We start from the raw sequence: 22,065 nt of genomic DNA on the forward strand, positions 1-22,065 counted from the left end.
CGGGGTCAGCCGCCCCCGCCTCCGCCACCGTCGCCCCCACCGCCTCCGTCGGAGCCGCCGCCCCCGTCACCGCTGGTGGCGAGGAAGCCGCCGGCCGCCAGCGTCCCGGGGCCGTGCGCACGGCGGAGCGACGACCGGCCCACGTAGTACCCGCCACCCGCGTCGAAGCCCTGGCGCCGCTCGGACGAGGCGCGGTACCGCTGCATGCTGAACGTCATGAGGAGGCCCGCCAGCACGGCGAGCACCACGACTGCCGTCATGCGAGAACGGTCCCCGTCCCCCTGCCGCCGATCGGGTGGAAGTGCCCCCTGCGCGCCGCCGGACGGGTCAGTCCCCGCCGCCTCCCCCGCCGCCGTCACCGCCGCCACCGCCGTCGCCGCCGCCCCACCCGCCGGAGTCGGAGTGGCTGCCGTGGTGACCGTCGGACCAGGAGCCGTCGCCGTACGAGCCGCCGTCGCCCCCGCTGTGACGCGCGTGGCGGCCGGGCGGACGGGACCGGCTCAGCCGTGAGCTGAGCATCATCAGGAAGACCGCCACCAGAACGGTCACGATCACGAAGGCCGTCATGGGCGGGACTGTGCCCGACGCCGGCGCCGAGCGGGAGGGATCACTCCGCGGCACTCCTCGTCCGCAGGTGCCGCGACCTGCGCCGTCACCGGGTCGGCACAGCGCCGCGGCGCCGGCCAGGGTCTCCCGCTCGAGCCACTCCAGCAGGAACCGCGGGCCGTCCACCCGACGACCGTGACGCCTCCGGGCGTCGGGAGGCACCCGGGGGTCGTCGTGACAGGCGACGACACACCCGGGTGTCCGCACGACCCGGTGACGGCGAGGTGCCCGGTCGACGGGGGCGGGGCGGCGGTGCGCCACCGCCCCCGTCGTCCTGGGATGTCGGGCGGGGAGATCAGGGGTGCCGAGCCGGCGGGACGCCCGCCGCGCGGAACCCCCAGCCCCGATACCTCCCCGCCCGGTGGCCCGGACCCAGCGAGTGCCAGGTCAGGGTCACGCCCGGGAGGGCGTCGCACTGCCGACGGTGCGGTGCGGGGAGGACCCGACCTCGGCCGGCGGCTGGTGCACGCCCGGCAGGGAGGTCAGTCGGGAGAGAAGGACGGGTCGCGCAGGGCGGCGGACACGACGGCGGCGGGCGACGTCGGTGCCCAGACGAAGGAGTAGGCGGCGGGCGGCACCGCGCAGGGGCACACCGCCGCCACGGCGGCGACCGAGGTCGACGACGACAACGTCGGCGCCGCGGGCGCGGGCGGCCTGGGGTCGGGCGTCGGGGACACGGGCTCGGCCGGCAGGTCGGGAGCGGCCGGCGGGTCGCCGCGCGCGGGGGCGGACCGCGAGCCGGTCCGGGTGTCCGCGCGCTTCGTGTCCGCAGCCGAGCCGGCCGGGGACGGGTCGGTGCTCACGAGCGGCGCGGTCGCCGACTCCAACTCGGGCAGGTCCGCGGCGGTGGGGCTGCCGACGATCGTGGCGACGGCGGACACCGCCACCCCGACGACGACGTCGACGGCCGCGGTGGCGACGGGCGCCTGCGCGGCCGGTTCGCCGACCTCTCCGGCGGGGGCGGCCTCTGCCTTGACGGCCGGCTCGGCCGGTTCCTCGGCCGCTGCGACGGGCTCGAGAACCAGGTCGGTCACGGGCTCGGTCACGGGCTCGGTCACGGGCTCGGTCACGGGCTCGGTCACGGGCTCCGCCGTGGGTACGACGACCTCGGGAACGACGACCTCGGGAACGACGACCTCGGGAACGACGACTTCCGGTGCAGGCGCCACCGGCAGGACCACCGGTGCGACGACCGGCTCGAAGCCCGGGGGCACGAGGTCGACGACCGGCGCCGGCAACGAAGGCACGACGTCCGGCGCCGGGGCCACCACCGGTTCGAGGACCGGAGGCACGACCTCGCCCACCGGCCCGAGCACCGGAGGCAGCACCTCGCCCACCGGCGCGACGACGGGGGGCACGACGTCCGGCAGCGGCGACACCACCGGCGGAACGACCACGTCCACCACCGGGATGACCGGCGGCGGCACCGCTCCGCCTCCGCTGCCGGGCCGCTCGACGATCGGGGGGACGACCGGTTCGACGACGGGTCCGACCACGGGCGGCACGACGACGTCGACCACCGGATCGACGACCTCGACGACCGGTTTCAGCACCGGTCCCGCAACCGGCGGGACCACGACGTCCACGACCGGGGTCGGGGGCGTGGGCCGCACCGGCCCACCTCCGTGGCCGGGCACGTCGGGGACCGGCGGGACGGTCACCGGCGGGAGGACCTCGACCACCGGCTCGACGACCGGCTCGACGACCGGTCCCGCAACCGGCGGGACCACGACGTCCACGACCGGGGTCGGGGGCGTGGGCCGCACCGGCCCACCTCCGTGGCCGGGCACGTCGGGGACCGGCGGGACGGTCACCGGCGGGACGGTCACCGGCGGGAGGACCTCGACCACCGGCTCCACGACCGGCTCGACGACCGGAGCGGTAACCGGCGGGACCACGGCCTCGGCGACCGGAGCCGCCTGCGGCGGGAGCACCGGGCCGCTTCCCCGGCCGGGGTTGTCGGGGACCGGCGGGACGGTGACCGGCGGGAGGACCTCGACCGCCGGCTGCACGACCGGCTCGACGACCTCGGCCACCGGCTCCTCCACCGGAGCCGCGGCGGGCGGGACGACAGGCTCGAGGACCGGCTCGACGACCGGCTCGACGCCCTCGGTGACCGGCTCCGGCGTTCCCGCGGGAACGTCCGGCTCCACGACCGATGCCACCGGCTCGGTCACGGCCTCGGCCACCGGAGCGACGTCCTCGACCACCGGCAGCGGCGTCTCCACGGGAACGTCGGCGGGCGGATCCACCGCCGGGACGGGCAGCTCGGCAGGCGCCTCGGCGACGTCCTCCACCACCGACAGCGGCGTCTCCACGGGAACGTCGGCCGGCGGCTCCACTGCCGGGACGGGCAGCTCGGCAGGCGCCTCGGCGACCGGCTCGGTCGCCGGTTCCGGCGCTTCCGCGGGAACGTCCGGCTCCACCGCCGGGACGGGCACCTCGGCAGGCGCCCCGGCGACCGGCTCGACGACCTCCTCGACCACCGGCACCGGCGTTCCCGCGGGAACGCCGACCGCCTCGACAGCACCGCCGAGCGCGGTGCCCGCGGGGTCGAGGGGATCCTCGGCGCGCGCCGGGGAGGACGCCAGGAGCAGCACGGCGTGGATGCCCGCCACCAGGCAGGCCAGCAGGAGGAGCCTCCGCAACCCGGGCACGGCGACTGCGGACCTCACAGCCACCGGTGCCGAGTCTGCTCCCCGCACACGAGCAGACTAAGCCGGATCGGATCCGTCCGCTCGTGGATCACGGTTTCCCGGAGCCAGGCGTGCGGGCGCTCAGACGACGCGGATCCGGAGCCGGCGGAACCCGCGGCCCTTGCTCTCCAGCTTCACCACCTCGACCCGACCGACCATCGCCGTGGACGCCACGTGCGTGCCGCCGTCGGCCTGCAGGTCCAGGCCCACGATGTCGACGATGCGCACCTGCTGGATGTCGGGCGGCAGCAGGTCGGTGGCGGTCCGGATGAGGTCGGGGATCGCGTAGGCCTCCTCGCGGGGCAGCGTGCGCACCTCGATCGGCCGGTCGGCGGCGATCTCGGCGTTCACGGCCTCCGCCACCCGGTCGCGGAAGTCGGCGGGCACCTCGGGGAGGTCGAAGTCCATCCGCGCGGTCAGCGGCTCCATGTTGCCGCCGGTGACCTTCGCGCCGAAGTCGCGCAGCACGACCCCGGTGAGCACGTGCAGCCCCGAGTGGGTGCGCATCAGCGCGGTGCGCCGCTCGTCGTCGAGCGCGCCGCGCACCGCCGTCCCGGGCGGGGGCACCGGGTCGCCCTCGACAGGGACCAGGTAGAGGTCGTCGCCCTTCACCGTCCCGGCGATCCGCGTGCGCACCCCACCCCACAGCAGCACGCCCTCGTCCGGCGGCTGCCCGCCGCCGCCCGGGTAGAAGGCGGAGCGGTCGAGGACGACGCCCCGCTCGGGGTCGACGGCGACGACGGTCGCGTCCCACTCGCGGACGGTGGCGTCGGCGAGGTCGAGCCGGTGGGTGTGGCCGTGCCGGTCAGCGCTCACGGGTCCATGCTGCCCGGTCAGGCGGCCACCTCGGTGAGCGCGTCGGCCCGGGCGAGGAAGGCCGCCACCAGCCGGGCGCAGGCCGCGGCCGCCTCGGGCGCCCGCTCGGCGACCTCCCGCCGCAGCGTCGGCACGAGCGCGGCGGCCTCCGGCGGGGGCGGGCCGGTGAGCGCCCAGGTCTCCTCCCACGCCGCGAAGGCGGCCGGGTCGATCTCCGGGTGGAACTGCACGCCCAGGTGCGGGCCGGCCGCGAACGCCTGCACCGCGCGCCCGGTCCGGGCCACCTCGACCGCCCCGGGCGGCACGGTGAACCGGTCGCCGTGGAACTCGAACCACGGCCCGGAAGGCACCAGCGCGGGGTCGGCGGTCGCGACGTCGAGGAAGCCGTGCTCGCCCTCGGGCGCCGGCGCCACGACCCCGCCGAGCACCCGCGCCAGCGCCTGGCCGCCGAAGCAGACGCCGAGCACCGGCGTCCCCGCGTCGACCGCCCGCCGCAGGTAGGCCAGCTCCGCGCCGAGCCACGGCACGGCGTCGTCGTAGGCGGCCGCACCCGAGCCCATCACCACGAGCGTGCGCAGGCCCGCCGGGTCGGGCAGGTCGGTGACCAGCGCCGACGGCCCGACGGTCGTGCCGACGACGACGGTCAGCCCCTGCGCCCCCAGCGCCGGCCGCAGCGTGCCGAGCAGCCGGGTGCCGCGGGAGGGATCGGCGTCGTGGACGAGGACGAGGGCGGTCTCCACGGGTGCAGTATCGGCGGGTGCCCGAGGGACCCCGACCGTCCGCGCCCGACGCCGTCCGCACGGTCCCGACCGGCGACGTCGACCTCGCCGCGACGCTCGGCTCGGTCCTCTGGCTGCCCCGCGACCCGACGGCGCGGCTCACACCCGGCCGGTTCGAGCGGGCCACCTGTACGCCGGAGGGCAGCGGCACCGTCGTCGTCACGTGGACGCCGGGCGCCGGCACCGCGCGGGTGGAGGCGTTCGGGGACGGCGCCGGCTGGCTGCTCGAGCGCGCTCCCCGGCTGCTCGGCTGCGAGGACGACGTCACCGGCTTCGACCCCGCCGGCCCGCCGCTGCGCGACCTGTGGCGGCGCCACGGCCGGCGCCGGATCGCCCGCACCGGCACGCTCTGGCACGACCTGGCCTGCCTGGTCGTGCAGCAGCGGATCAGCCGGCTCGACGCCGCCGACCACTGGCGCCGCCTGGTGACCACCCACGGCTCCCCCGCGCACGGCGTCCCCGACCTGTGGGCACCGCCGCCTCCGGCCGCCCTCGCCCGGCTGTCCCACGCCGACCTGCACCGCCTCGGTCTCGAACGCAGGCGGGCGCAGACCCTGGTCGCGGCCGGCGCCGCGCTGGCCGGGCACCAGGACCTCGCCGACGGCGACGCGGCCGCCGGCACCGCGGCGCTGCGCTCGGTCCCGGGCGTCGGCCCGTGGACCACCGGCTGCCTGGCCGCGCTCACCTGGGGCGACCGGGACGCCGTCATCACCGGCGACAGCGGCATCCCGTCGCTGGTGGCGTGGGTGCTCGCCGGCCGGGCCCGGGCCGACGACGCCGCCATGCTCGAGCTGCTCGAGCCCCACCGGCCGCACCGCTACCGCGTGCTCGGCCTGGTCATGGCCAGCGGCCGGCGGCCTCCGCGGACCTCACCGCGCGGCCGCCGGGAGGACATCACCCGCCGCTGACCGGCCGGTTCGGCCGGGGTCTTCCGCTGGCGCGTCCGGTCCAGCAGGCTGTGCGACGCGGCGGTGCCGCGCGGGCGCCGCCGTCCCGACAGGAGGACGGCATGTACGCACGCTCGACCACGCTCACCGGGACACCCATGACCGTCGACGACGGCATCTCGTACGTCGTCGACGAGGTGATGCCCGCGGTCACGAGCATGCCGGGCAACGTCGGCCTGTCGATGCTGGCCGACCGGGAGACCGGGCGCTGCATCGTCACCTCGTCCTGGCACGACCGCGAGGCGATGGCGGCGAGCGAGGACGGGGTGAAGGGGCTGCGCGAGCGGGCCGGCGGCATCTTCGGCGGCCCGCCGGAGGTGCACGAGTGGGAGGTCGCGGTCATGCACCGCCGCTCGGAGGCGCCGTCGGGCGCGGCCACCCGGGTGACGTGGAGCCGGGCCGACCCCGCCGACGTCGACCGCATCCTCGACGCCTACCGGACGATCATGGTGCCGCGGATGGAGGGCTACGCCGGCTTCTGCAGCGTGAGCCTGTTCCTCGACCGGGAGAAGGGACTGGCCTCCTCCGCCGTCACCTTCGAGGACCGCGAGTGCATGGCCGCCAGCCGCACCCACGCCCGCGCCAGCCGGGACGACTTCGCCCGCCTCATGCGGATGGAGATCACCGACCACGACGAGTTCGACCTCATCCTCGCCCACCTCCGCATCCCCGAGACGGTCTAGCGCCGGCCGGGCCGGCGGTCACACCACCCGGGTGAACGCCGGCCAGACGTCGTCGGGGGCGGCGGCGACCAGGCCCGCGCCGAGCGCGCGCGACCACGCCAGCTCCGTGCCGGCCTCGTCGCGCCACGACCAGCAGCGCCGGGTGAGGTGGTGCAGCCGGTGCTCCTGGGTGAAGCCGATCGCGCCGTGCACCTGGTGGGCGAGCTTGGCGACCGTCCCGACCGCCTCCCCCGCGCGCACCTTCGCCGCGGCCGCGGCGAGCACCACGGTGTCCGCGTCACGGTCGAGCGCCTGGACGGCGGCGTCGACGAGCGCGGCGGTGGCGGTGACCTCGCCGGCCATCTGCGCGAGCTCCACCTGGATCGCCTGGAACTTCCCCAGCGGCCGGCCGAACTGCACCCGCTCGCCCGCGTACTGCACCGTCCACGCCAGCACCTGCTCGAGCGCCGCGGCGACCTGCACCGCCCGGGCCAGCGCGTAGCGGGCCCGCACGAGGTCCGCCTTCGCCGGTGACAGCAGCGCCCCGGGCACGCCGACGCCGTCGAGCACCAGCGACCCGCGCGGCTCCCCGGCCAGGTTGACCGCCCGGGACGCGTCGAGCCCCGCGGCGTCGACCACGGCCAGCACCACCCCCTCGATGCCGGCCGGCGGGCCGGCGAGCACCGCGACGTGCCGCGCGACGCCGGCCCACGGGACGTCGGTGGCGGTGCCGGTGAGCACGAACCGCCCCGGGCCGTCGCCGTCGTCGGAGGGCTCGGCGATGACCGCCCCGTCCACCGCCACGGTCAGCGGCTCCTCCGGCGAGGGCAGGGCCAGCCCGGCGGCCAGCACCGCCGACCCGGCGACGAGCAGCTGCTCGGCCACCGGCACCGCGCCGGCGCCCGCGGCCAGGGTGCGCACCACCGCGACGGCGTCGGCGAGCTCACCGCCGGACCCGCCGGCCTCCTCGGGCAGCCCGACGCCGGTCAGCCCGGCCTCCGCGAGGTCGGTCCACAGGCCCTCGTCCCACGGCCGCTCGGCGGTGAGCACGAACGGCTCGTGCGCGGCGAGGATCTCCCGGACGGTCGCGACCACCAGGTCCTGCTCGCTCATCGCAGCCCCAGCCCGCGCGCCACGATCCCCTTGAGGATCTCGTTGGTCCCGCCGCGCAGCGTGTAGCCGGGGGCGTGCAGCTGCGCCTCGGCCAGCGCCCGCCCGAGCGGGTCGGGGCTGTCCAGCGACGCCGGGACGTCGACCACCCGGCGCACCTCGTCGACGACGTCCTGCTCGAACGTCGTCCCCGCGTCCTTGACCAGCGCGGCCGGGATGTCGGGCAGCTCCCCGCGGTCCAGCGCGGCCGCGATCCGCAGCGACAGCTGCCGCAGCGCCAGCGCCCGCGCCGACAGCCGGCCGAGCACCGCGAGCTGCGCGGGGTCGCCGGAGGCGGCGGCGCGGCGGCCGAACTCGGCCAGCAGCGGCCAGGTGGACAGGAACCGCTCGGGCCCGGAGCGCTCGAAGGCCAGCTCCGCGGTCACCTGGTGCCAGCCGGCGCCCTCGGTGCCCAGGAGCATCTCGCCGGGGACGACGACGTCGTCGAACACGACCTCGTTGAAGTGGTGGCCGCCGTCGAGGATGCGGATGGGGTTGACCGTGATGCCGGGCAGCGACAGGTCGACCAGCAGCTGGGTCAGCCCCTGGTGCTTGCCGCGCGGGCCCTCGCCGGGCGGGCCCGAACGCACGAGCACGATCCCGTAGTGCGAGTGGTGGGCGTTGCTGGTCCACACCTTCGCCCCGTTGACCACCCAGTCGCCGTCGGCGGTGCGGGTGGCGCGGGTGCGGATGGAGGCGAGGTCGGAGCCGCTGTCGGGCTCGCTCATCCCGATGACGAAGTAGCACTCCCCCGCGGCGATGCGCGGCAGGATCTCCTTGCGCTGCGCCTCGGTGCCGTAGCGCAGCAGGTTGGGCCCGGACTGCCGGTCGGCGATCCAGTGCGCGGCCACCGGCGCCCCGGCGGCGAGCAGCTCCTCGGTGACGGCGTAGCGCTCCATCGCCGTCCGCTCGTGGCCGCCGTACTCCCTCGGCCAGGTCATGCCCAGCCAGCCGCGGGCGCCGAGCTTGCGGGAGAAGCCGGGATCCACGCCGGAGAGCCAGGTGTCGACGTGGGTGGTGAACGTGCCGGCGGCGAGCTCCTCGGCGAGGAACTGCCGCACCTCGAGGCGGACCTGCTCGGCGGCCTCCGACCGCGGCGCGGGCGCCAGGGTCAACTGGTCGGTGCTCATGCGGACTCCGGTTCCCCACGTCGTCGTGGCAGTTGTCTGCCCACGGTTGTACAGCGCACCGGCCGGGGCCCGCCCGGGAGGGTCAGCGCCGGTCGTCGCCGGGGAACGCGTCGGCGGCGAGCTGGCGCAGCTCCGCGACGGCGTCCCCGGCCACCGTGGCCAGCCGGGTGGCCGCGCCCGACACCAGGCGGCGGACGGCGGCGGGGTCCAGGCCGAGGAACTCGCCGATCCCCGCGGCGGCGTCCAGGCCCGGGAACGCACGCGCCGGTTCCGGCGCCGCCGCCTGCTCGGGCGACCAGCGCATGGCGTCGGCGGAGACGGTGAGGTCGCCACCGGCGCCGTCGAGGGCGTCGCAGAGGTCGTCGCTGGCCGCGCGCCGCGGGGCGCGCTCCTCGCCGGCAGGTCCCACGGCCGCCTCCTCGGGGTGCGCGCCGACGTGCTGGGGGGATACCGCGATGGTCCGCCCGGGGCGGGCCGGCCGCCAGGGGTCGGCGTGGACGCAGGTCAGGGCAGCCGGGTCAGCGCCAGCAGCGCGACGTCGTCGGCCCGGCGGGGCCCGGTCAGCGCCGCCAGCAGCCGGTCGCAGAGCTCGTCGGGGTCGGCGACCTCTCCCTCCTCGCCGGCGGCCACGGCCCGCAGCCGGGCCAGGCCGGTGTCGATGTCGGCGGTGCGGCTCTCCACCAGCCCGTCGGTGTAGAGCACCAGCGTGGCACCCGCCGGCAGAAGGCCCGACCACTCCGGCGCCGGGCCCGGCGGCGCGCCCAGCAGCCGGCCGGCGGGGACGTCGAGCAGCTCGGCCCGCCCGCCCGAGACCAGCAGCGGCGGCGGGTGCCCGGCCGAGGCGATCCGTAGCGCGCCGGTGGCCGGGTCGAGCCGCGCGAACAGCGCCGTGGCCATGCGGGGCAGCCCGAGCAGCGGCCAGCTGCCGTGCAGCCGGTCGACCAGCTCGGTCGGACCCGGCCGCTCGGCCAGCAGCGCCCGGTGCACGCTGCGCAGCTGCCCCATGGTCGCCGCGGCGGTCACGTCGTGGCCGACGACGTCCCCGACGGCCAGCGCGACGTCGCCCTCCGGCAGCGGGACGACGTCGTGGAAGTCGCCGCCCACGTCGGCGCCGCGGCTGCCGGGGAGGTAGCGCACCGCCAGCGCCAGCCCGGGCACCGACGGGGGCACCGGCGGCAGCAGGCTCGCCTGCAGCGCGTGCGAGGTCCGCGACTCGAGCTCGATGCGGGCGGCGACCTCCAGGCCCTGCGACATCTGCAGCGCCAGCTGCTCGGCGGTCTCGACGTCGGCCTCGGTGAACGGCCCCCGCCGGGCGTCGTTGCCGAGCGTGATCACCCCGAGGGACCGGTTGTCGGCGACCAGCGGCACGCAGACCAGGTCGGTCAGCTCGAGCGCGGAGGAGACCGCCAGGTGCCCCGGGCCGGTGACCATGCGCACCAGCCGGCCCTGGTCGACGCCCCGCAGCCACACCGTCCGCCGCCCGGCCATCGCCTGCACGCTCGGGTGGTTGCCGTCGCGGCGCGGCAGGTGCAGGTCGCGCAGCTCCTCGACCAGGTGCCGGCGGGCGGGGTCGGCGTGCGCCACGACCGGCTCGACCAGGCCCCGCTCGGTGAGCACGTCGATGACGCAGACCGCGGCCAGCCGGGTCACCGCCAGCCTCGCCAGGCCCTCGACGGTCTCGGTCATCCCGTGCCCGGCGGCCATCAGCCGCGCCGCCTCGAGGAGGAACGCCGACCGGTCGGCCTGCCGCACTGTCTCCTCGTGCAGCCGGACCCGCTCCAGCGCCTGGCCCGCCTGCCGGCCCAGCGTGGCCAGCAGCTCGGCGTCGGCGGAGGTCAGCGCGCCGCGCGTGCCCGGCTCGCTCAGGCTGATCAGCTCGCTGTCGTCGGTGACGCCGAGGACGAGGACCAGCGCCCCCAGGTGCCGGTCGTCGGCGGCCGACACCGGGACGACGACGATCGACTCCTGCCCGGCCTCGGCCATCGCCGCCGCCAGCTCGGGCCACCGCTCGCGCAGCCCCGGGCCCAGCGGCACCGCCCGCACCCCGCCGGCCCGCACGAGCTCCACACCGTCCTCGGCCGCCGAGACCAGCGCGTCGCGCAGCTCGGGCGTCAGGCCCTCGGCGGCGGCGAGGGCGACCGGCACCGGCCGCCCGGGCACCGCGCGCCCGGGGCGGTGCCGGGCCAGCCACAGGCCGGCGCCGCCCGCCTGCACGGCGCCGCGGGCCCGGCGGACGACGACGTCGGCGACCCGCTCGGGCGAGGCCGCGGCGGCGAGCTCGGAGACGACCTGCTGCAGCGTCCGCGCCCGCGCCTCGGAGTCGGCGGCGGCCCGCTGCGCGGCCAGCAGCGCCCGCTCGTAGCGCCGCCGGGAGGTGGCCTCGAAGACCGTGGCCCGCACCAGCAGCGGCCGCCCGTCGTCGTCGCGCACCTCGACGGCGTTGACCAGGCAGGGCAGCACCGAGCCGTCGGCTCGGACGACGTCGAGCGCGACCTCCCGCACCGCCCCCTGCAGCCGCAGCAGCGGCGCGAGGTGGGTCTCGAAGTACACCCGCCCGCCGGCGCTGAGCAGGTCGGGCAGCCGGCGGCCGAGGACCTCGTCGGGCAGGCGCCCGGTCCACGTGCAGAACGTGCCGTTGACCTTGACCACCCGCCCGTCGGGGACCATCGACAGGTAGCCGCACGGGGCGTTCTCGTACAGGTCGGCGGGGTCCTCCTCCAGCAGGCGGGCGAGACCGCCCGGACGCTCGTGCCGTTCCTCCCCCACGGTGCCGTCCGTCTCAGCGCTCGAGGAACGCCCGGATCGCCGCCACCGTCTCCTCCGGCGCCGACAGGTGGGGGCAGTGCCCGGTCGCGGCCAGCTGGGTGAAGACGCTGCCCGGCACCTGCTGGTGCACGTAGCGCCCCACCGGCTCGGGGGCGATGGAGTCGTCGGTGCACTGCAGGACCAGGGTCGGCACGCAGACGGCGGGCAGGTCGGCCCGGTTGTCGGAGAGGAAGGTGACCCGGGCGAACTGGCGGGCCACCACGGGGTCGGTGCGGCAGAAGCTCGCGGTGAGCTCGGCGGCCACCTCCGGGTTCTCCGGTCCCGCCACGACCGGCCCCAGCGCCGCCGCCCACTGCTCGGGGTTGCTGTCGAGCGAGTCCAGCAGCGCGGCGACGTCGGCCCGGCTGAACCCACCGGTGTAGCCCTCGTCGTCGACGTAGCGGGGGCTGGGCCCGACCATCACCAGCGCGCCGAACAGCTCCGGCGCCCGGAGGACGGCGAGCACGCCGATCATGGCGCTCACCGAGTGGCCGACGAACACGACGTCGGAGAGGCGCAGCGCCCGGCAGAGGTCGACGACGTCGTCGGCGTAGCCGCCCAGCGACGCGTACCGCTGCGGGTCGTAGGCGGTGAGGTCGGAGCCGCCCGAGCCGACGTGGTCGAAGGTGACCACCCGGTGGTCGACGGCGAAGTCGGGTTCGACGGCGCGCCACATCGTCTGGTCGCAGCCGAATCCGTGCGCCAGGAGCATCGGCCGGGCCGTCTCCGGTCCGCTCACGCGCACACAGTTCCGTGTGACCACGCTCACCGCCCGACCGTAACGGACGGACACGTCCCTGTCCCCGTCCCACCCCCCAGCGCGCCGGGACACGCCGCGCGCGACCCCCTGTCCCCCGGCGGTGCGGCTGCCTACCCTGCCCTCGTCCCGGGCCGCAGAGCCCCTCGCGCGCCCGGGCCCGGACCCGCACCGAGGGGTGTCATGACCGTCGCACCGGCTCCCTCCCGCCCCGCCGTCCCGGGCGGTCCCGCACTCCGCACGGGCAGCTCCCGCGCGGTCGACTCCGAGCTCGTGCTGCACCGGCTGGTGCGCCGCGAGCTGCGGGTGCTGGCCGAGCTGTCCACCTGGGCACCGGCCGACGACGCCGCCCGCGCCGCCGCGCTCACCCGCCACGCCGACCTGGTCGGCCGGGTGCTGCTGGCCCACCACGCCACCGAGCGCGAGCTGCTCTGGCCGGCGCTGCTGGCGGCCCTGCCGGCCGGCGGCGCGGACGCCGCGCGGGCGGCGCTGGCGGGCTGGACCGCCCGCTGCGCCGCCGTGGACAACGCGCTGCGCGACCTGTCGACCGCGGCCCGGCAGTGGGCGGTGGCCCGCACCGAGCGGGCGCGGGACGCCTTCGCCCTGGCGTGCCTGGACCTCGCCCGCGCCGTCGAGGAGCACACCGCCGCCGAGGAGCGCGACCTGCTGCCGCTGGTGGCCGCGCACCTGCCGCCCGCGCGGTGGACGGCGATCAGCCGCGCCGCGCGCCCGGTGCTCGGCCGCCGTGAGCGGCTGCTGGTGCTGGGACTGGCCCTCGAGGACGCCTCCCCCGCCGAGCGGGCCCGGCTGCTGTCGGGCGTGGACCGCCGGCTGCGGCTGGCCTGGCGGCTGACCGGCCGGCGGTCCCACCGCGCCGCGGTGGTCCGGCTGCGCGGGGCTCCCCCGGCCGCCTGAGGCGGGGGCTCAGTAGCGGGAGGTGCCGCAGTCGCGGCAGCGCTTCTTGGCCGTGGTGGTCTCGCCGGAGCAGTTCGGGCAGCTCCAGGTGACCCGGTCGCCGGTGCGCTCGGTGGTGCGGTCGGTGACGGTGGTGCTCATCGCGTCGTTCTCCCTGTCCTCCGGAGCCCCCGACGGTAGGCCGCCGGGATGACGGGGAGGTGTCGTGCGGGTTGCCGACGGTGCCGGGCCTCCCCTGGCCGGCCGCCATCGGGCCACGCGGCACTGGCGGCCCACTGGGACGCGGGTGCAAGTGGGCCTCCCAGTCGCGCTGCAGTCCCGCGCAGGGGGTGGGCGGGAGCGTCCTCGCAGCGAGCCGGACCGCGGCTCCCCACCGAGGAGGCACTGCCATGACCCGCACCCGCCTGACCCGCACGCTGCTCCGCACCGCCGTCCCCACCGCCGCGTTCGCCGCGGTGCTCGCCACCACCGGCACCGCGTCGGCGGACTCCTACGCCTACAACGCCTACGACACCGACGGCAACGGCTACATCGACCTCTACGCCTTCGACGACAGCGGCGACGGCTGGGAGGACACCTGGGCGGTCGACTGGGACGAGAACGGCCTGACCGAGCAGGTCGCCGTCGACACCGACGGCGACGGCTGGGCCGACACGTTCGCCTTCGACAGCGACGAGGACGGCTACGTCGAGGAGGTCGGCGTCGACACGACCTACAACGGCCTGCCCGACGTCTGGGGCGCCGACACCGACTACGACGGCTACGTCGACGCGGTCGCCTACGACTACGACGACGACGGCTACGCCGACCACTCCGAGCTCGCGACCTCCGCGTCCTACGCCTACACGTCGGTGAGCTACGTGTTCGCCGAGGCCGACGGCTGGACCTACTGGGAGGTCAGCGTCGAGTACGGCTACGGCCTGGTCTCCGAGCAGACCGCGGACAGCGGCATCGACGCCAAGACCGGCGCCCTGCAGATCACCGGGAACACCGCCGACGACGACGCGGTCGACGCGGCCGCCGACGCCCTGCGGACGCTGTTCTGAGCCCGGACCGGTGAACGCCGCGGCCGGCGCCGGTCACGAGGACGCGAGGCACCCCCTTCCTCCTCGTCCCCGGCGCCGGCGGGCGCGCGACCGGCCCGACCCGGCGGCGCGAGCCGGCGACACGCGCAGGCACGTGACGCGGAGCCCGGGACGGCGGAGGATGGACGGCCGCTCTCCGTGCCGGCAGGACCCGCGCGGCAGGGCCCGGAACCCGTCCTAGCAGAGGGAAGTGCAGTGCCGGCCACCCCGTCCGACGTCGTCCCCGACCCCGAACTGGCCCGCGAGCAGGAGTACGTCACCGACCTCTACCACCGCCTGGACGCCGCCCGCGAGCTGGCCGCCCGGCGGATGCGGCAGGCGATCACCTGGCCCGCCGTCGACCCGCAGGCGCTGCAGGAGCGCGACGCCACCGTGCGCTTCCACGGCGAGCGGGTCGTCGCCCTCGACGCCGCCGAGGCGGGGTTGTGCGTCGGTCGCATCGACCGCGCCGACGACGGCGGCGCGCTCTACGTCGGCCGGATCGGCCTGCCCGCCGACGACCCGGCCGGCGACCCCGCGCTGGTCGACTGGCGCGCTCCGGCCGCGCGGCCGTTCTACGTCGCCACGCCCGCGCACCCGCTGGGCATCGTGCGCCGCCGGCACATCCGCACCCGCGGGCGCACCGTCGTCCGCCTCGACGACGAGGTGCTCACCACCGGCGTCGCCGGGTCGGGGCTGACCGGCGAGGCCGCACTGCTCTCGGCGTTGGACGCCTCGCGGACCGGGCGCATGACCGACATCGTGCGCACCATCCAGGCCGAGCAGGACCGGGTCATCCGCAGCGACGCCGCGGGCGTGCTCGTCGTCCAGGGCGGCCCGGGCACCGGGAAGACGGCGGTCGCGCTGCACCGCGCGGCCTACCTGCTCTACACCCACCGGGAGCGGCTGGCCCGCCGTGGCCTGCTCGTCGTCGGCCCCACGCCGACCTTCCTGCGCTACATCGCCGACGTGCTGCCCGCCCTCGGCGAGACCGGCGTGCTGCTGGCCGGGCTGGGACAGCTGCGGCCGGGCCTGGACGCCCGCGGCGAGGAGCCGCCGGAGACGGCGGCGCTCAAGGGCCGGCTGGAGATGGTCGACGTGCTGCGCGCCGCGGTCGCCGACCGCCAGGTGGTGCCCGACGCGCCGCTGGAGGTCGTCGTCGACGGCTACCCGCTGCGGCTGCGGCCGATCGACGTCAGCCGGGCGCGGGCCGCGGCCCGCAAGGCCGACCCGCTGCACAACCTGGCCCGGCCGGTGTTCGTCCAGCGGGTGGTCGACACGCTGACCCGCCGCTACGTCGACCGGATCGGCGCCGGCGTGCAGGCCGGAGCCGACCTGTTCGACCGGGAGGACGTCGCCGCGCTGCGCCGGGAGGTCGCCGAGGACCCGCAGGTGCGCTCGCTGCTGGCCCGGCTGTGGCCGGTGCTCACCCCCGAGCGGCTGCTCACCGACCTCTACGCCGACCCGGCACGCATCGCCGCGGCCACGCCGGAGTGGTCCGACGCCGACCGCGCGCTGCTGCACCGCCCTTCTGGCAGCGCCTGGACGCCGGCCGACGTGCCGCTGCTGGAGGAGGCCGAGGAGCTGCTCGGCTTCGACGACAGCGTGCAGCGCGCCCGCGCCGAGCGGGACCGCCACCGCGCGCTGCGGCGGGCGCAGGAGACCCTCGACGTGCTGCACGGCTCCCGGTCGGTGGACCTGGAGGACGAGCACCTGGAGGCCGAGGTGCTCAGCGCCGGCGACCTGCTCTCGGCCGAGGACCTCGCCGACCGGCACCGGGAGCTCGACCTGCGCACCACCGCCGAGCGGGCCGCCGCCGACCGGACCTGGACCTTCGGGCACGTCGTCGTCGACGAGGCGCAGGAGCTCTCGCCGATGGCGTGGCGGCTGCTGGTGCGCCGCTGCCCGACCCGGTCGATGACCGTCGTCGGCGACGTCGCGCAGACCGGCAGCCTGGCCGGCGCCGACCGCTGGGAGGAGGTGCTCTCGCCGCACGTGGGGAGCGCCTGGCGGCTGGAGGAGCTGACGGTCAACTACCGGACGCCGGCGGAGGTCATGGCCGTGGCCGCGGAGGTGCTGGCCGCGACCGGCACCGGGCTGCGGCCGCCGCGCTCGGTGCGCACCGGCGGCACCCCGCCGGTCGCCGAGGTGACCGGGGAGTCCGGCCTCGCCGGGCGGGCGGCGGAGGTCGGCGCGCACCTCGCCGGGCTCGAGGGGACCACGGCGCTGGTCGTGCCGCCGAGCCGGCGCGACGAGGTCGTGGCCGCGCTGTCGGCGCTGCGGCCGGACGTGCAGTCCGGGCCCGACGCCGACTCCTCGCTCGGGCCGGTGGTGCTGCTGCCGGGCGAGGCGAAGGGGCTGGAGTTCGACTCGGTCGTCGTCGTGGACCCGCAGGCGGTGCTCGAGGAGGGCGTGCGCGGGCTCAACGACCTCTACGTCGCGCTCACCCGGGCCACCCAGCGGCTGACCGTGCTATCCCCCGGTCCGCTGCCGGCCGTGCTGTCCGGGCTGGGCGCCGCCGCGGCGTGAGCAGGTCCTCCCGCGTGAGCAGTCGTGCTCTGCACACACCGGTGTGCAGAGCACGACTGTTCGCGCAGGAGCACCACGGCCGCGGCCGGGTCTCCTTCCGCGCACGGTCGTGCTCTGCCCCCACCTGGGGGCAGAGCACGAGGTCCGTGCCGAGACCTCTCTGCACCACGCTCGTGCTCTGCTCCGTATCCGGGGCAGAGCACGACTGCCGCCGGGACTACCTCTGGGCGGCGGCGGGGCGGAGGACGACGCCGCTGGCCGGGCGGGCCGGGATGCGCCGCAGCGAGATCGTGAGGTCCTGGTCGGCGGGGATGTCGAGGGGCAGCCGCGCCAGGCAGGGCGCGAGCGCGGCGAGCAGCGCCACGGTGATCTGCTCACCCGGGCAGCGGTGGTTGGTGCGAGGGTCGCCGCCGCCCTGCGGCACGAGCTCGTAGGCGCCGATCTCGCGGTCGAGGAAGCGCTCGGGCCGGAAGGCGTAGGGGTCCTCCCACAGCTGCGGGTCGTGGTTCTGCCCGTAGAGGTCGAGCAGCACCATCGCGTTCCGGGGGATGGTCTGCCCGCCGAACTCCAGGCGCCGCGGCGCCCGGCCGCCGATGAACGGCGCGAACGGGTAGAAGCGCCGGACCTCGTGCGCCCACGCCTCGGCGAGTTCCGGGCCGGCGCCGGCCAACTGCTTCCGGTACTCCGGCCAGCGGGCCAGGGCGTGCCCGGAGAAGGCCATGAACCAGGCGACCGCCGTCGTCGGCCGGATGACGTTGAGCAGCTCGACGGCGGCCACCCGCGGGTCGAGCAGCCCGCCGTCGACGTCGCGGTGTGCGGCCACGACCTCGAGCACCGACCCGGGCGGCGCGTCGAGCTCCCCGCGGCGGACCCGCTCCACGATCCCGCCCAGCCACTCCTCGCGCCGGCCGCGGGCCCGCCGCGCCCGCCAGTGCCGCGGCCCGCCGGTGGCGAAGCCGTCGACCATCGCCACGAGGTCGGCGGCCAGCGCCGGCACCTCCTCGTCGGCCAGCGGGACGCCGGCCCAGCGGGTGACCGCCCCGGCGATGACCTCGGCCGACGCGTCGAAGAGCACCACCCGCGGCCGGGTCGCCCACTCCTCCGCGGCGGCGTCCCACGCGGTGGTGGCGCGCTGCACGAGGGCGTCGATCCGCTCGGGGTCCATGAGCACGGACACGAACATCGCCTTGCGGACCCGGTGTGCCGCGCCGTCGAGGGTGTGCACCGCGCCCTTGCCGAACAGCGTCCCCTGCACCGGCTCGGGGATCGCGTGCGCGCGGTGGACGTGGTCCTCGTCGTAGAGGAACCGGGCTGCCTCCGGGCCCTCGATGCCCACCGCGGGCAGGCCGCCCAGCCGGGTGCCCACCGCCCGCTCCCCGTGGGCGCGGCGCAGGTCGGGCAGCCAGGCGTAGCCCTTGGCGAACAGGGCGAGGGAGTTCTCCAGGCGCATGGGCCCGGGCTTGCCCCGCGCCGGACCGGGCCAACCGCTCAGCCGGGCCGCTGGGACTGCAGCCGGTCGTCGCGCGGCTCGGTCGGGGTGTCGGCGGGCGGGTCCGCACCGGGCTCGTCACCGGGCTCGCCCTCGCGCCGCCCGGCCGAGCGGCCGTGGCCCAGCCGGCGCAGCAGCGCGGCGACCTCCCCGGCGGCCGAGGTCGTCGCCGGGCCCTCCGGCAGCCGGCCGGCCACCTCCTGCAGCGCCTCGGCAAGGCGGCGCTCGTCGGCGTCGAGCATGCCGCGGTAGGCGGGGTCGAGCAGGTAGCCCGTCGGCGGGGCGGACAGGCAGCCGAGCAGGTCCAGCAGCACCTCCAGGCGCCGCGCCGCCTCCGCCGGCGCGGTGTCGCCCCGCGCCATGGCCACCGTCTCGACGTCCTGCTCCCACAGCCGGCTGCGCGCGGTGTCCTCCTGCAGCGCCAGCACGGTGCCCGAGCGGTGCCGGGACTGCCGCGAGCCCTGCACGGCGCTGCGCACCTGGTGGGCGATGCGGATGAGGTCGTCGTCGAGCATCGAGGTGCCCACGAACAGCACGTGCCGGGTGAGCAGCAGCGAGTGCAGGACGCCGGACAGCGCCGCCCGCGAGTCGCCCAGCTGCAGGTACTCCTCGCGGGTCAGCACGACGCTGTCGGGGTGGGCGGCGTCGCCGTGCAGCTTGAGCAGCCACGGCCGGCCGGGCCGGGCCTCGTCGTAGGGCAGCACCGCCAGGTCCCGGCCGATGTCGGCGGCGGCGAGCTCGACGAGCGGGTCGTAGTTCGTCGTCACGAACTCCTGCACCGGCAGGTCGGCGATCAGCGCGTGCGCGAGCGCGTACGGGCCCGGGCCGAAGCGCTCCTGGACGAAGTCCTCGAGCCGCTCGCGGCCCAGCTCCCGCGCCAGCAGCGCCGCGGCGTCCTGCGGCGGCAACCGGGTCAGTCCCTCGCGCAGGTCCCCGCCCAGGCCCGTGTGCCCGGCCAGCTCGCCGAGCAGCTGCTCCCACGTGGGCAGGCCGGCGGCCGCGCTCACGCCGGCGCCGATGAACAGCGCCAGCTGGCCGCGGCGCGCCCGCTCCCCCAGCTGCTCGGCCAGCGCGCACAGCGGCTCGGGCAGGTCCCAGCCGGTGCTCTCCCCGCGGCGGATCCGCTGGGCCGCGGCCAGGTCGCTGGACCCGCGCAGCACCAGCGCGACGTCGAAGCCGTGCTCGCCGGCGGCCTCGCGGAGCACCGGCAGCATCTGCCGGATCAGGTCGCCGCGGCGCCCGGCCGCGCCGCCCCAGCCGGTGCCCAGCGCGGGCAGCCCCACCAGCCGCCGGGCCCGGCCGTGCACCGGCCGGTCCACCTCCCGCGCGGCGACGGCGGCCAGCGCCTCGCGGGCGCCGTCGAGCAGCCAGTCGAGGCCCCGGCCGTCGTCGTCGACGGTGTCGAGCAGCCACGCCTGCCGCGGGCCGGGACCGGGCACCGGCAGCACCCGCTCCGTGCCCGACCAGGCGAGGTCGACGCACACGCCCTGCTCGTCCTCGTCGGTCACCAGCCCGACGGGCAGCAGACGCCGCCAGCTCGCGGCGACGCGAAGCGTGCGCCCGGTGGGCACGAGGACGTCGTCGCAGGACAGGCGGGTGAGGTCGGCGCCGACCACGAACACGTGTCCGCTCACGCCCCGGGGCCTACCCCGGTGTGTCGCTCCAAGACCTCCGCAGGCCGGTCGCAAGAGCGCCCGGCGAGGGTCGCCGCCGTGACCGCCCGTCGCATCCTCCCGTCCGCCTGCCTGGCCGCTGTGCTGCTCCTGCCCGCCTGCTCCGCGGCGGTCACCGGCACCGCGAGCCCGGCCGTCCCGCCGCCGGCCGAGGCGCCCGGCCCACCGGCGCACCTCACCGAGGTGCTCGGGTTCGCCGACCTCGGTACCGACGCCGGAGCCAGGGGTGCGGCGGTGGGCCTGACCGCCGACGGCGGCAACGGCGTCCTCGTCTGGCTCGAGCGGGACCCCTCCGACGCGGCCGCGGGCTCGGTCCTGGTCGACGTCGGGCCGGTGACCGCCGAGGGCGGCGGGGAGGGTCCCCCGGTGAGCCCCGAGCCGGTCTGGTCGGTGGACGTGCCCGCGGTCTCCGGGCTGGTCGACGTGCAGACCACCGGCGATGCCGTCCTCGCGGTCGGCCAGGTGGCGCTGCCGGACGGCGGCACCGGCTGGGGGCTGGTGCGGGTGGACGCGAGCGGAGCGGCAGCCACCGTCGCCGTCGACTCACCCGAGCTGGCGGACAGCCGCACCCGCGCCGCCGTCGTCACCGAGGGCGGGGACACCCTGGTGCTCGCGCTGGGCGCCGCGGCGGAGGGCCCGCACCTGGTGGCGGTCGACGCCGGCGACGGCGCGGTGCTGCTGACCACCGCCGTCGCCGTGCCGGGTGCCACCACCGCGCTGGCCGCCGACGTCGCCGTCGCACCCGACGGGGACCTCGTGGTCGCGCTCGACGCCGACGTCGACGTCCGCGGGGCTCAGCCGCGGGCGATGCTCACCACCGTGGACGCCGGGTCGGCCGAGGCGCCCGGCGAGGCGTCCGACCTGGGCTCGGGCGCGGAGGCCAGCCGGGTCGGTGAGGTGGCCGTGGGCGGCGACGGCACCGCATGGGTGACGGTGGCCGGCTGGGACGCCGTGGACCCCGTGGACGCGACCTGGCGCCTGGTCGGCGTCTCCGGCGACGTCCTGCAGGAGATCGACCTGCCCGTCGGCGCGGTGCCGAACGGCGACCTCGCCGTCGACCCGGCCGGGGCGACCGCCTACCTGCCCGGGTACGTCACGGGCGCGCCGCACCTGTTCGTCGTCGACCTGGCCACCGGGCGGACCACGCCCGTGCGGCTGGCCGCCGACGGGCACGTGGCCGACGTGGCGATGGCCTCCGACGGCGCGACGGTGTGGGTCAGCGGATCGGCCGCCGACGGCCGGCCGGGGGTGTGGCTGGTCGGCTGACCTCAGGCGCCGCAGCCACCGGCCGAGCAGGCGCAGCCGCCGCACCCCAGCGGGCGGGCCGGCGCCGGGCGGTTGGCCACCGCGCGCAGCCCGGCGGCGGCCACGAGCAGCGGCACCGCGGCGAGGCCGGTGACCAGGGCGGCGACGACCGCGGCGACCTCGGCGGCCCGCCCGGTGCCCTGGGAGACCGCCGTGGCGGCCAGCAGGGCGCCGACCAGCCCGGCCCACACCAGCAGCGCCGTGCCGCCGCGGCGGGCGGCGCCCCGGCGGGCGAGCGCGACGCCGGCGCCGGCCAGCAGGAGCAGCGGAACGCCGAGCAGGAGCACCCAGCCGGTGGCGGCCGCCGACACCACCGCGACCGCGGCGGCGGCGAGCCCGGCGGCCACGGTCGCGGCACCGGCCGGCACCGACCCGGCCCGCAGCAGGGCTGCCCCGCGGCCGGCGGCGAGCAGGCCCAGGCCGGCCAGCAGCAGGCGGGCGCCGAGGTCGCCGGTGACGACGGCGACCACCGCGAGCACGACCAGCGCGACCCCGAGCGCCGCCCGCACCGGCCAGGCCCGGCGGGCCGTCTCCTGCTCGGTGCGGAGGGGGGTGCTGCGTGCCGTCGTCGCGTTGACCACGACGCCAGTGTCCCGCACCGGCCGGACGACCCGGCGGGGACACCCGGTCGAGGGGGGGGGGGGGGGGGGCGGCCGCGGGGGGGGGGGGCGGGGGGGGGGGGTGGGGGCGGGGGGGGGGGGGGGGGGGGGGGGGGGGGGTGCGGGTGGGGGGGGGTGTGGGGG

At 77.6% G+C, this 22,065-nt stretch carries 20 protein-coding genes; 6 read left to right on the forward strand and 14 right to left on the reverse strand.

Annotation, left to right across the window (positions count from 1 at the left end; genetic code table 11):
• Nucleotides 1-5 precede the first annotated feature (5 nt).
• The 5 genes from ACI79V_RS04390 to ACI79V_RS04410 form a co-directional block, all read right to left on the reverse strand.
• Complete coding sequence (locus ACI79V_RS04390) at nt 6-260, reverse strand: hypothetical protein (RefSeq protein ID WP_456887167.1); 255 nt, start codon at nt 258-260, stop codon at nt 6-8.
• 67 nt (nt 261-327) lie between these two features.
• A complete protein-coding gene (locus tag ACI79V_RS04395) occupies nt 328-567 on the reverse strand; it encodes a hypothetical protein (protein WP_456887169.1) in 240 nt (79 codons plus the stop codon).
• Between the two features lie 521 nt (nt 568-1,088).
• Nucleotides 1,089-3,254 carry a hypothetical protein gene (locus ACI79V_RS04400; protein ID WP_456887171.1) on the reverse strand — a complete coding sequence of 722 codons (2,166 nt, stop codon included), beginning with the start codon at nt 3,252-3,254 and terminating at the stop codon, nt 1,089-1,091.
• Between the two features lie 129 nt (nt 3,255-3,383).
• Nucleotides 3,384-4,118 carry an alanyl-tRNA editing protein gene (locus ACI79V_RS04405; protein WP_456887173.1) on the reverse strand — a complete coding sequence of 245 codons (735 nt, stop codon included), beginning with the start codon at nt 4,116-4,118 and terminating at the stop codon, nt 3,384-3,386.
• Between the two features lie 17 nt (nt 4,119-4,135).
• Nucleotides 4,136-4,858: a type 1 glutamine amidotransferase gene (locus tag ACI79V_RS04410; RefSeq protein ID WP_456887175.1), complete on the reverse strand. Its 723-nt coding sequence runs from the start codon at nt 4,856-4,858 to the stop codon at nt 4,136-4,138.
• Nucleotides 4,859-4,875: 17 nt separating this feature from the next.
• Between ACI79V_RS04410 and ACI79V_RS04415 the strand changes: the two genes are divergently transcribed.
• Together ACI79V_RS04415 and ACI79V_RS04420 are read left to right on the forward strand one after the other, a co-directional pair.
• Nucleotides 4,876-5,805: a hypothetical protein gene (locus ACI79V_RS04415; RefSeq protein ID WP_456887177.1), complete on the forward strand. Its 930-nt coding sequence runs from the start codon at nt 4,876-4,878 to the stop codon at nt 5,803-5,805.
• Between the two features lie 101 nt (nt 5,806-5,906).
• Nucleotides 5,907-6,527 (forward strand): hypothetical protein, encoded by a 621-nt coding sequence (locus ACI79V_RS04420; RefSeq protein ID WP_456887179.1) that lies wholly within the window; start codon nt 5,907-5,909, stop codon nt 6,525-6,527.
• Between the two features lie 18 nt (nt 6,528-6,545).
• Here the strand turns inward: ACI79V_RS04420 and ACI79V_RS04425 are convergent, their stop codons facing one another.
• The 5 genes from ACI79V_RS04425 to ACI79V_RS04445 form a co-directional block, all read right to left on the reverse strand.
• On the reverse strand, nt 6,546-7,619 hold the full coding sequence (locus tag ACI79V_RS04425) for an acyl-CoA dehydrogenase family protein (RefSeq protein WP_456887181.1): 1,074 nt from the start codon (nt 7,617-7,619) through the stop codon (nt 6,546-6,548).
• Nucleotides 7,616-8,785, reverse strand: a complete 1,170-nt coding sequence (locus tag ACI79V_RS04430; RefSeq protein ID WP_456887182.1) for an acyl-CoA dehydrogenase family protein — start codon at nt 8,783-8,785, stop codon at nt 7,616-7,618. Before ACI79V_RS04430 ends, ACI79V_RS04425 begins: the two co-directional genes overlap by 4 nt.
• A gap of 82 nt (nt 8,786-8,867) precedes the next feature.
• The gene (locus ACI79V_RS04435) at nt 8,868-9,194 is read right to left on the reverse strand and encodes a hypothetical protein (protein WP_456873622.1); all 327 of its coding nucleotides are present in this window, start codon (nt 9,192-9,194) and stop codon (nt 8,868-8,870) included.
• Nucleotides 9,195-9,289: 95 nt separating this feature from the next.
• Entirely contained in the window at nt 9,290-11,551 is a 2,262-nt protein-coding gene (locus ACI79V_RS04440) for a SpoIIE family protein phosphatase (RefSeq protein ID WP_456887184.1), read from the reverse strand.
• A 13-nt stretch (nt 11,552-11,564) separates the two neighbouring features.
• Complete coding sequence (locus ACI79V_RS04445; RefSeq protein ID WP_456873620.1) at nt 11,565-12,329, reverse strand: alpha/beta fold hydrolase; 765 nt, start codon at nt 12,327-12,329, stop codon at nt 11,565-11,567.
• Between the two features lie 201 nt (nt 12,330-12,530).
• On the opposite strand from ACI79V_RS04445, the gene ACI79V_RS04450 reads away from it, so the two are divergent.
• Nucleotides 12,531-13,262, forward strand: coding sequence for a hemerythrin domain-containing protein (locus ACI79V_RS04450; RefSeq protein ID WP_456887185.1), 732 nt, complete (start codon nt 12,531-12,533; stop codon nt 13,260-13,262).
• A 9-nt stretch (nt 13,263-13,271) separates the two neighbouring features.
• Here ACI79V_RS04450 and ACI79V_RS04455 read toward each other — a convergent pair whose 3' ends face one another.
• Nucleotides 13,272-13,403 (reverse strand): hypothetical protein, encoded by a 132-nt coding sequence (locus tag ACI79V_RS04455; RefSeq protein ID WP_456873618.1) that lies wholly within the window; start codon nt 13,401-13,403, stop codon nt 13,272-13,274.
• Nucleotides 13,404-13,651: 248 nt separating this feature from the next.
• On the opposite strand from ACI79V_RS04455, the gene ACI79V_RS04460 reads away from it, so the two are divergent.
• Together ACI79V_RS04460 and ACI79V_RS04465 are read left to right on the forward strand one after the other, a co-directional pair.
• A complete protein-coding gene (locus ACI79V_RS04460; protein WP_456887186.1) occupies nt 13,652-14,308 on the forward strand; it encodes a hypothetical protein in 657 nt (218 codons plus the stop codon).
• Between the two features lie 234 nt (nt 14,309-14,542).
• Nucleotides 14,543-16,855, forward strand: coding sequence for a HelD family protein (locus tag ACI79V_RS04465; RefSeq protein ID WP_456887188.1), 2,313 nt, complete (start codon nt 14,543-14,545; stop codon nt 16,853-16,855).
• Nucleotides 16,856-17,072: 217 nt separating this feature from the next.
• Here ACI79V_RS04465 and ACI79V_RS04470 read toward each other — a convergent pair whose 3' ends face one another.
• The gene (locus ACI79V_RS04470) at nt 17,073-18,305 is read right to left on the reverse strand and encodes a cytochrome P450 (RefSeq protein ID WP_456887190.1); all 1,233 of its coding nucleotides are present in this window, start codon (nt 18,303-18,305) and stop codon (nt 17,073-17,075) included.
• Between the two features lie 38 nt (nt 18,306-18,343).
• Nucleotides 18,344-19,978: an SIR2 family NAD-dependent protein deacylase gene (locus ACI79V_RS04475; RefSeq protein WP_456887192.1), complete on the reverse strand. Its 1,635-nt coding sequence runs from the start codon at nt 19,976-19,978 to the stop codon at nt 18,344-18,346.
• Nucleotides 19,979-20,056: 78 nt separating this feature from the next.
• Here ACI79V_RS04475 and ACI79V_RS04480 point away from each other — a divergent pair, with 78 nt between their 5' ends.
• Complete coding sequence (locus ACI79V_RS04480) at nt 20,057-21,283, forward strand: hypothetical protein (protein ID WP_456887194.1); 1,227 nt, start codon at nt 20,057-20,059, stop codon at nt 21,281-21,283.
• Between the two features lie 2 nt (nt 21,284-21,285).
• On the opposite strand, the gene ACI79V_RS04485 is transcribed toward ACI79V_RS04480, so the two are convergent.
• Complete coding sequence (locus ACI79V_RS04485) at nt 21,286-21,903, reverse strand: hypothetical protein (protein ID WP_456887195.1); 618 nt, start codon at nt 21,901-21,903, stop codon at nt 21,286-21,288.
• Between the last annotated feature and the right edge of the window lie 162 nt (nt 21,904-22,065).

The organism is Geodermatophilus sp. SYSU D00700, assembly GCF_054050255.1.

Coding starts and splice junctions, on each gene's coding strand:
- ACI79V_RS04390 (WP_456887167.1), bottom strand. CDS start 260: ATGACGGCAGTCGTGGTGCTCGCCGTGCTGGCGGGCCTCCTCATGACG.
- ACI79V_RS04395 (WP_456887169.1), bottom strand. CDS start 567: ATGACGGCCTTCGTGATCGTGACCGTTCTGGTGGCGGTCTTCCTGATG.
- ACI79V_RS04420 (WP_456887179.1), top strand. CDS start 5,907: ATGTACGCACGCTCGACCACGCTCACCGGGACACCCATGACCGTCGAC.
- ACI79V_RS04425 (WP_456887181.1), bottom strand. CDS start 7,619: ATGAGCGAGCAGGACCTGGTGGTCGCGACCGTCCGGGAGATCCTCGCC.
- ACI79V_RS04430 (WP_456887182.1), bottom strand. CDS start 8,785: ATGAGCACCGACCAGTTGACCCTGGCGCCCGCGCCGCGGTCGGAGGCC.
- ACI79V_RS04450 (WP_456887185.1), top strand. CDS start 12,531: ATGACCGTCGCACCGGCTCCCTCCCGCCCCGCCGTCCCGGGCGGTCCC.
- ACI79V_RS04455 (WP_456873618.1), bottom strand. CDS start 13,403: ATGAGCACCACCGTCACCGACCGCACCACCGAGCGCACCGGCGACCGG.
- ACI79V_RS04460 (WP_456887186.1), top strand. CDS start 13,652: ATGACCCGCACCCGCCTGACCCGCACGCTGCTCCGCACCGCCGTCCCC.
- ACI79V_RS04470 (WP_456887190.1), bottom strand. CDS start 18,305: ATGCGCCTGGAGAACTCCCTCGCCCTGTTCGCCAAGGGCTACGCCTGG.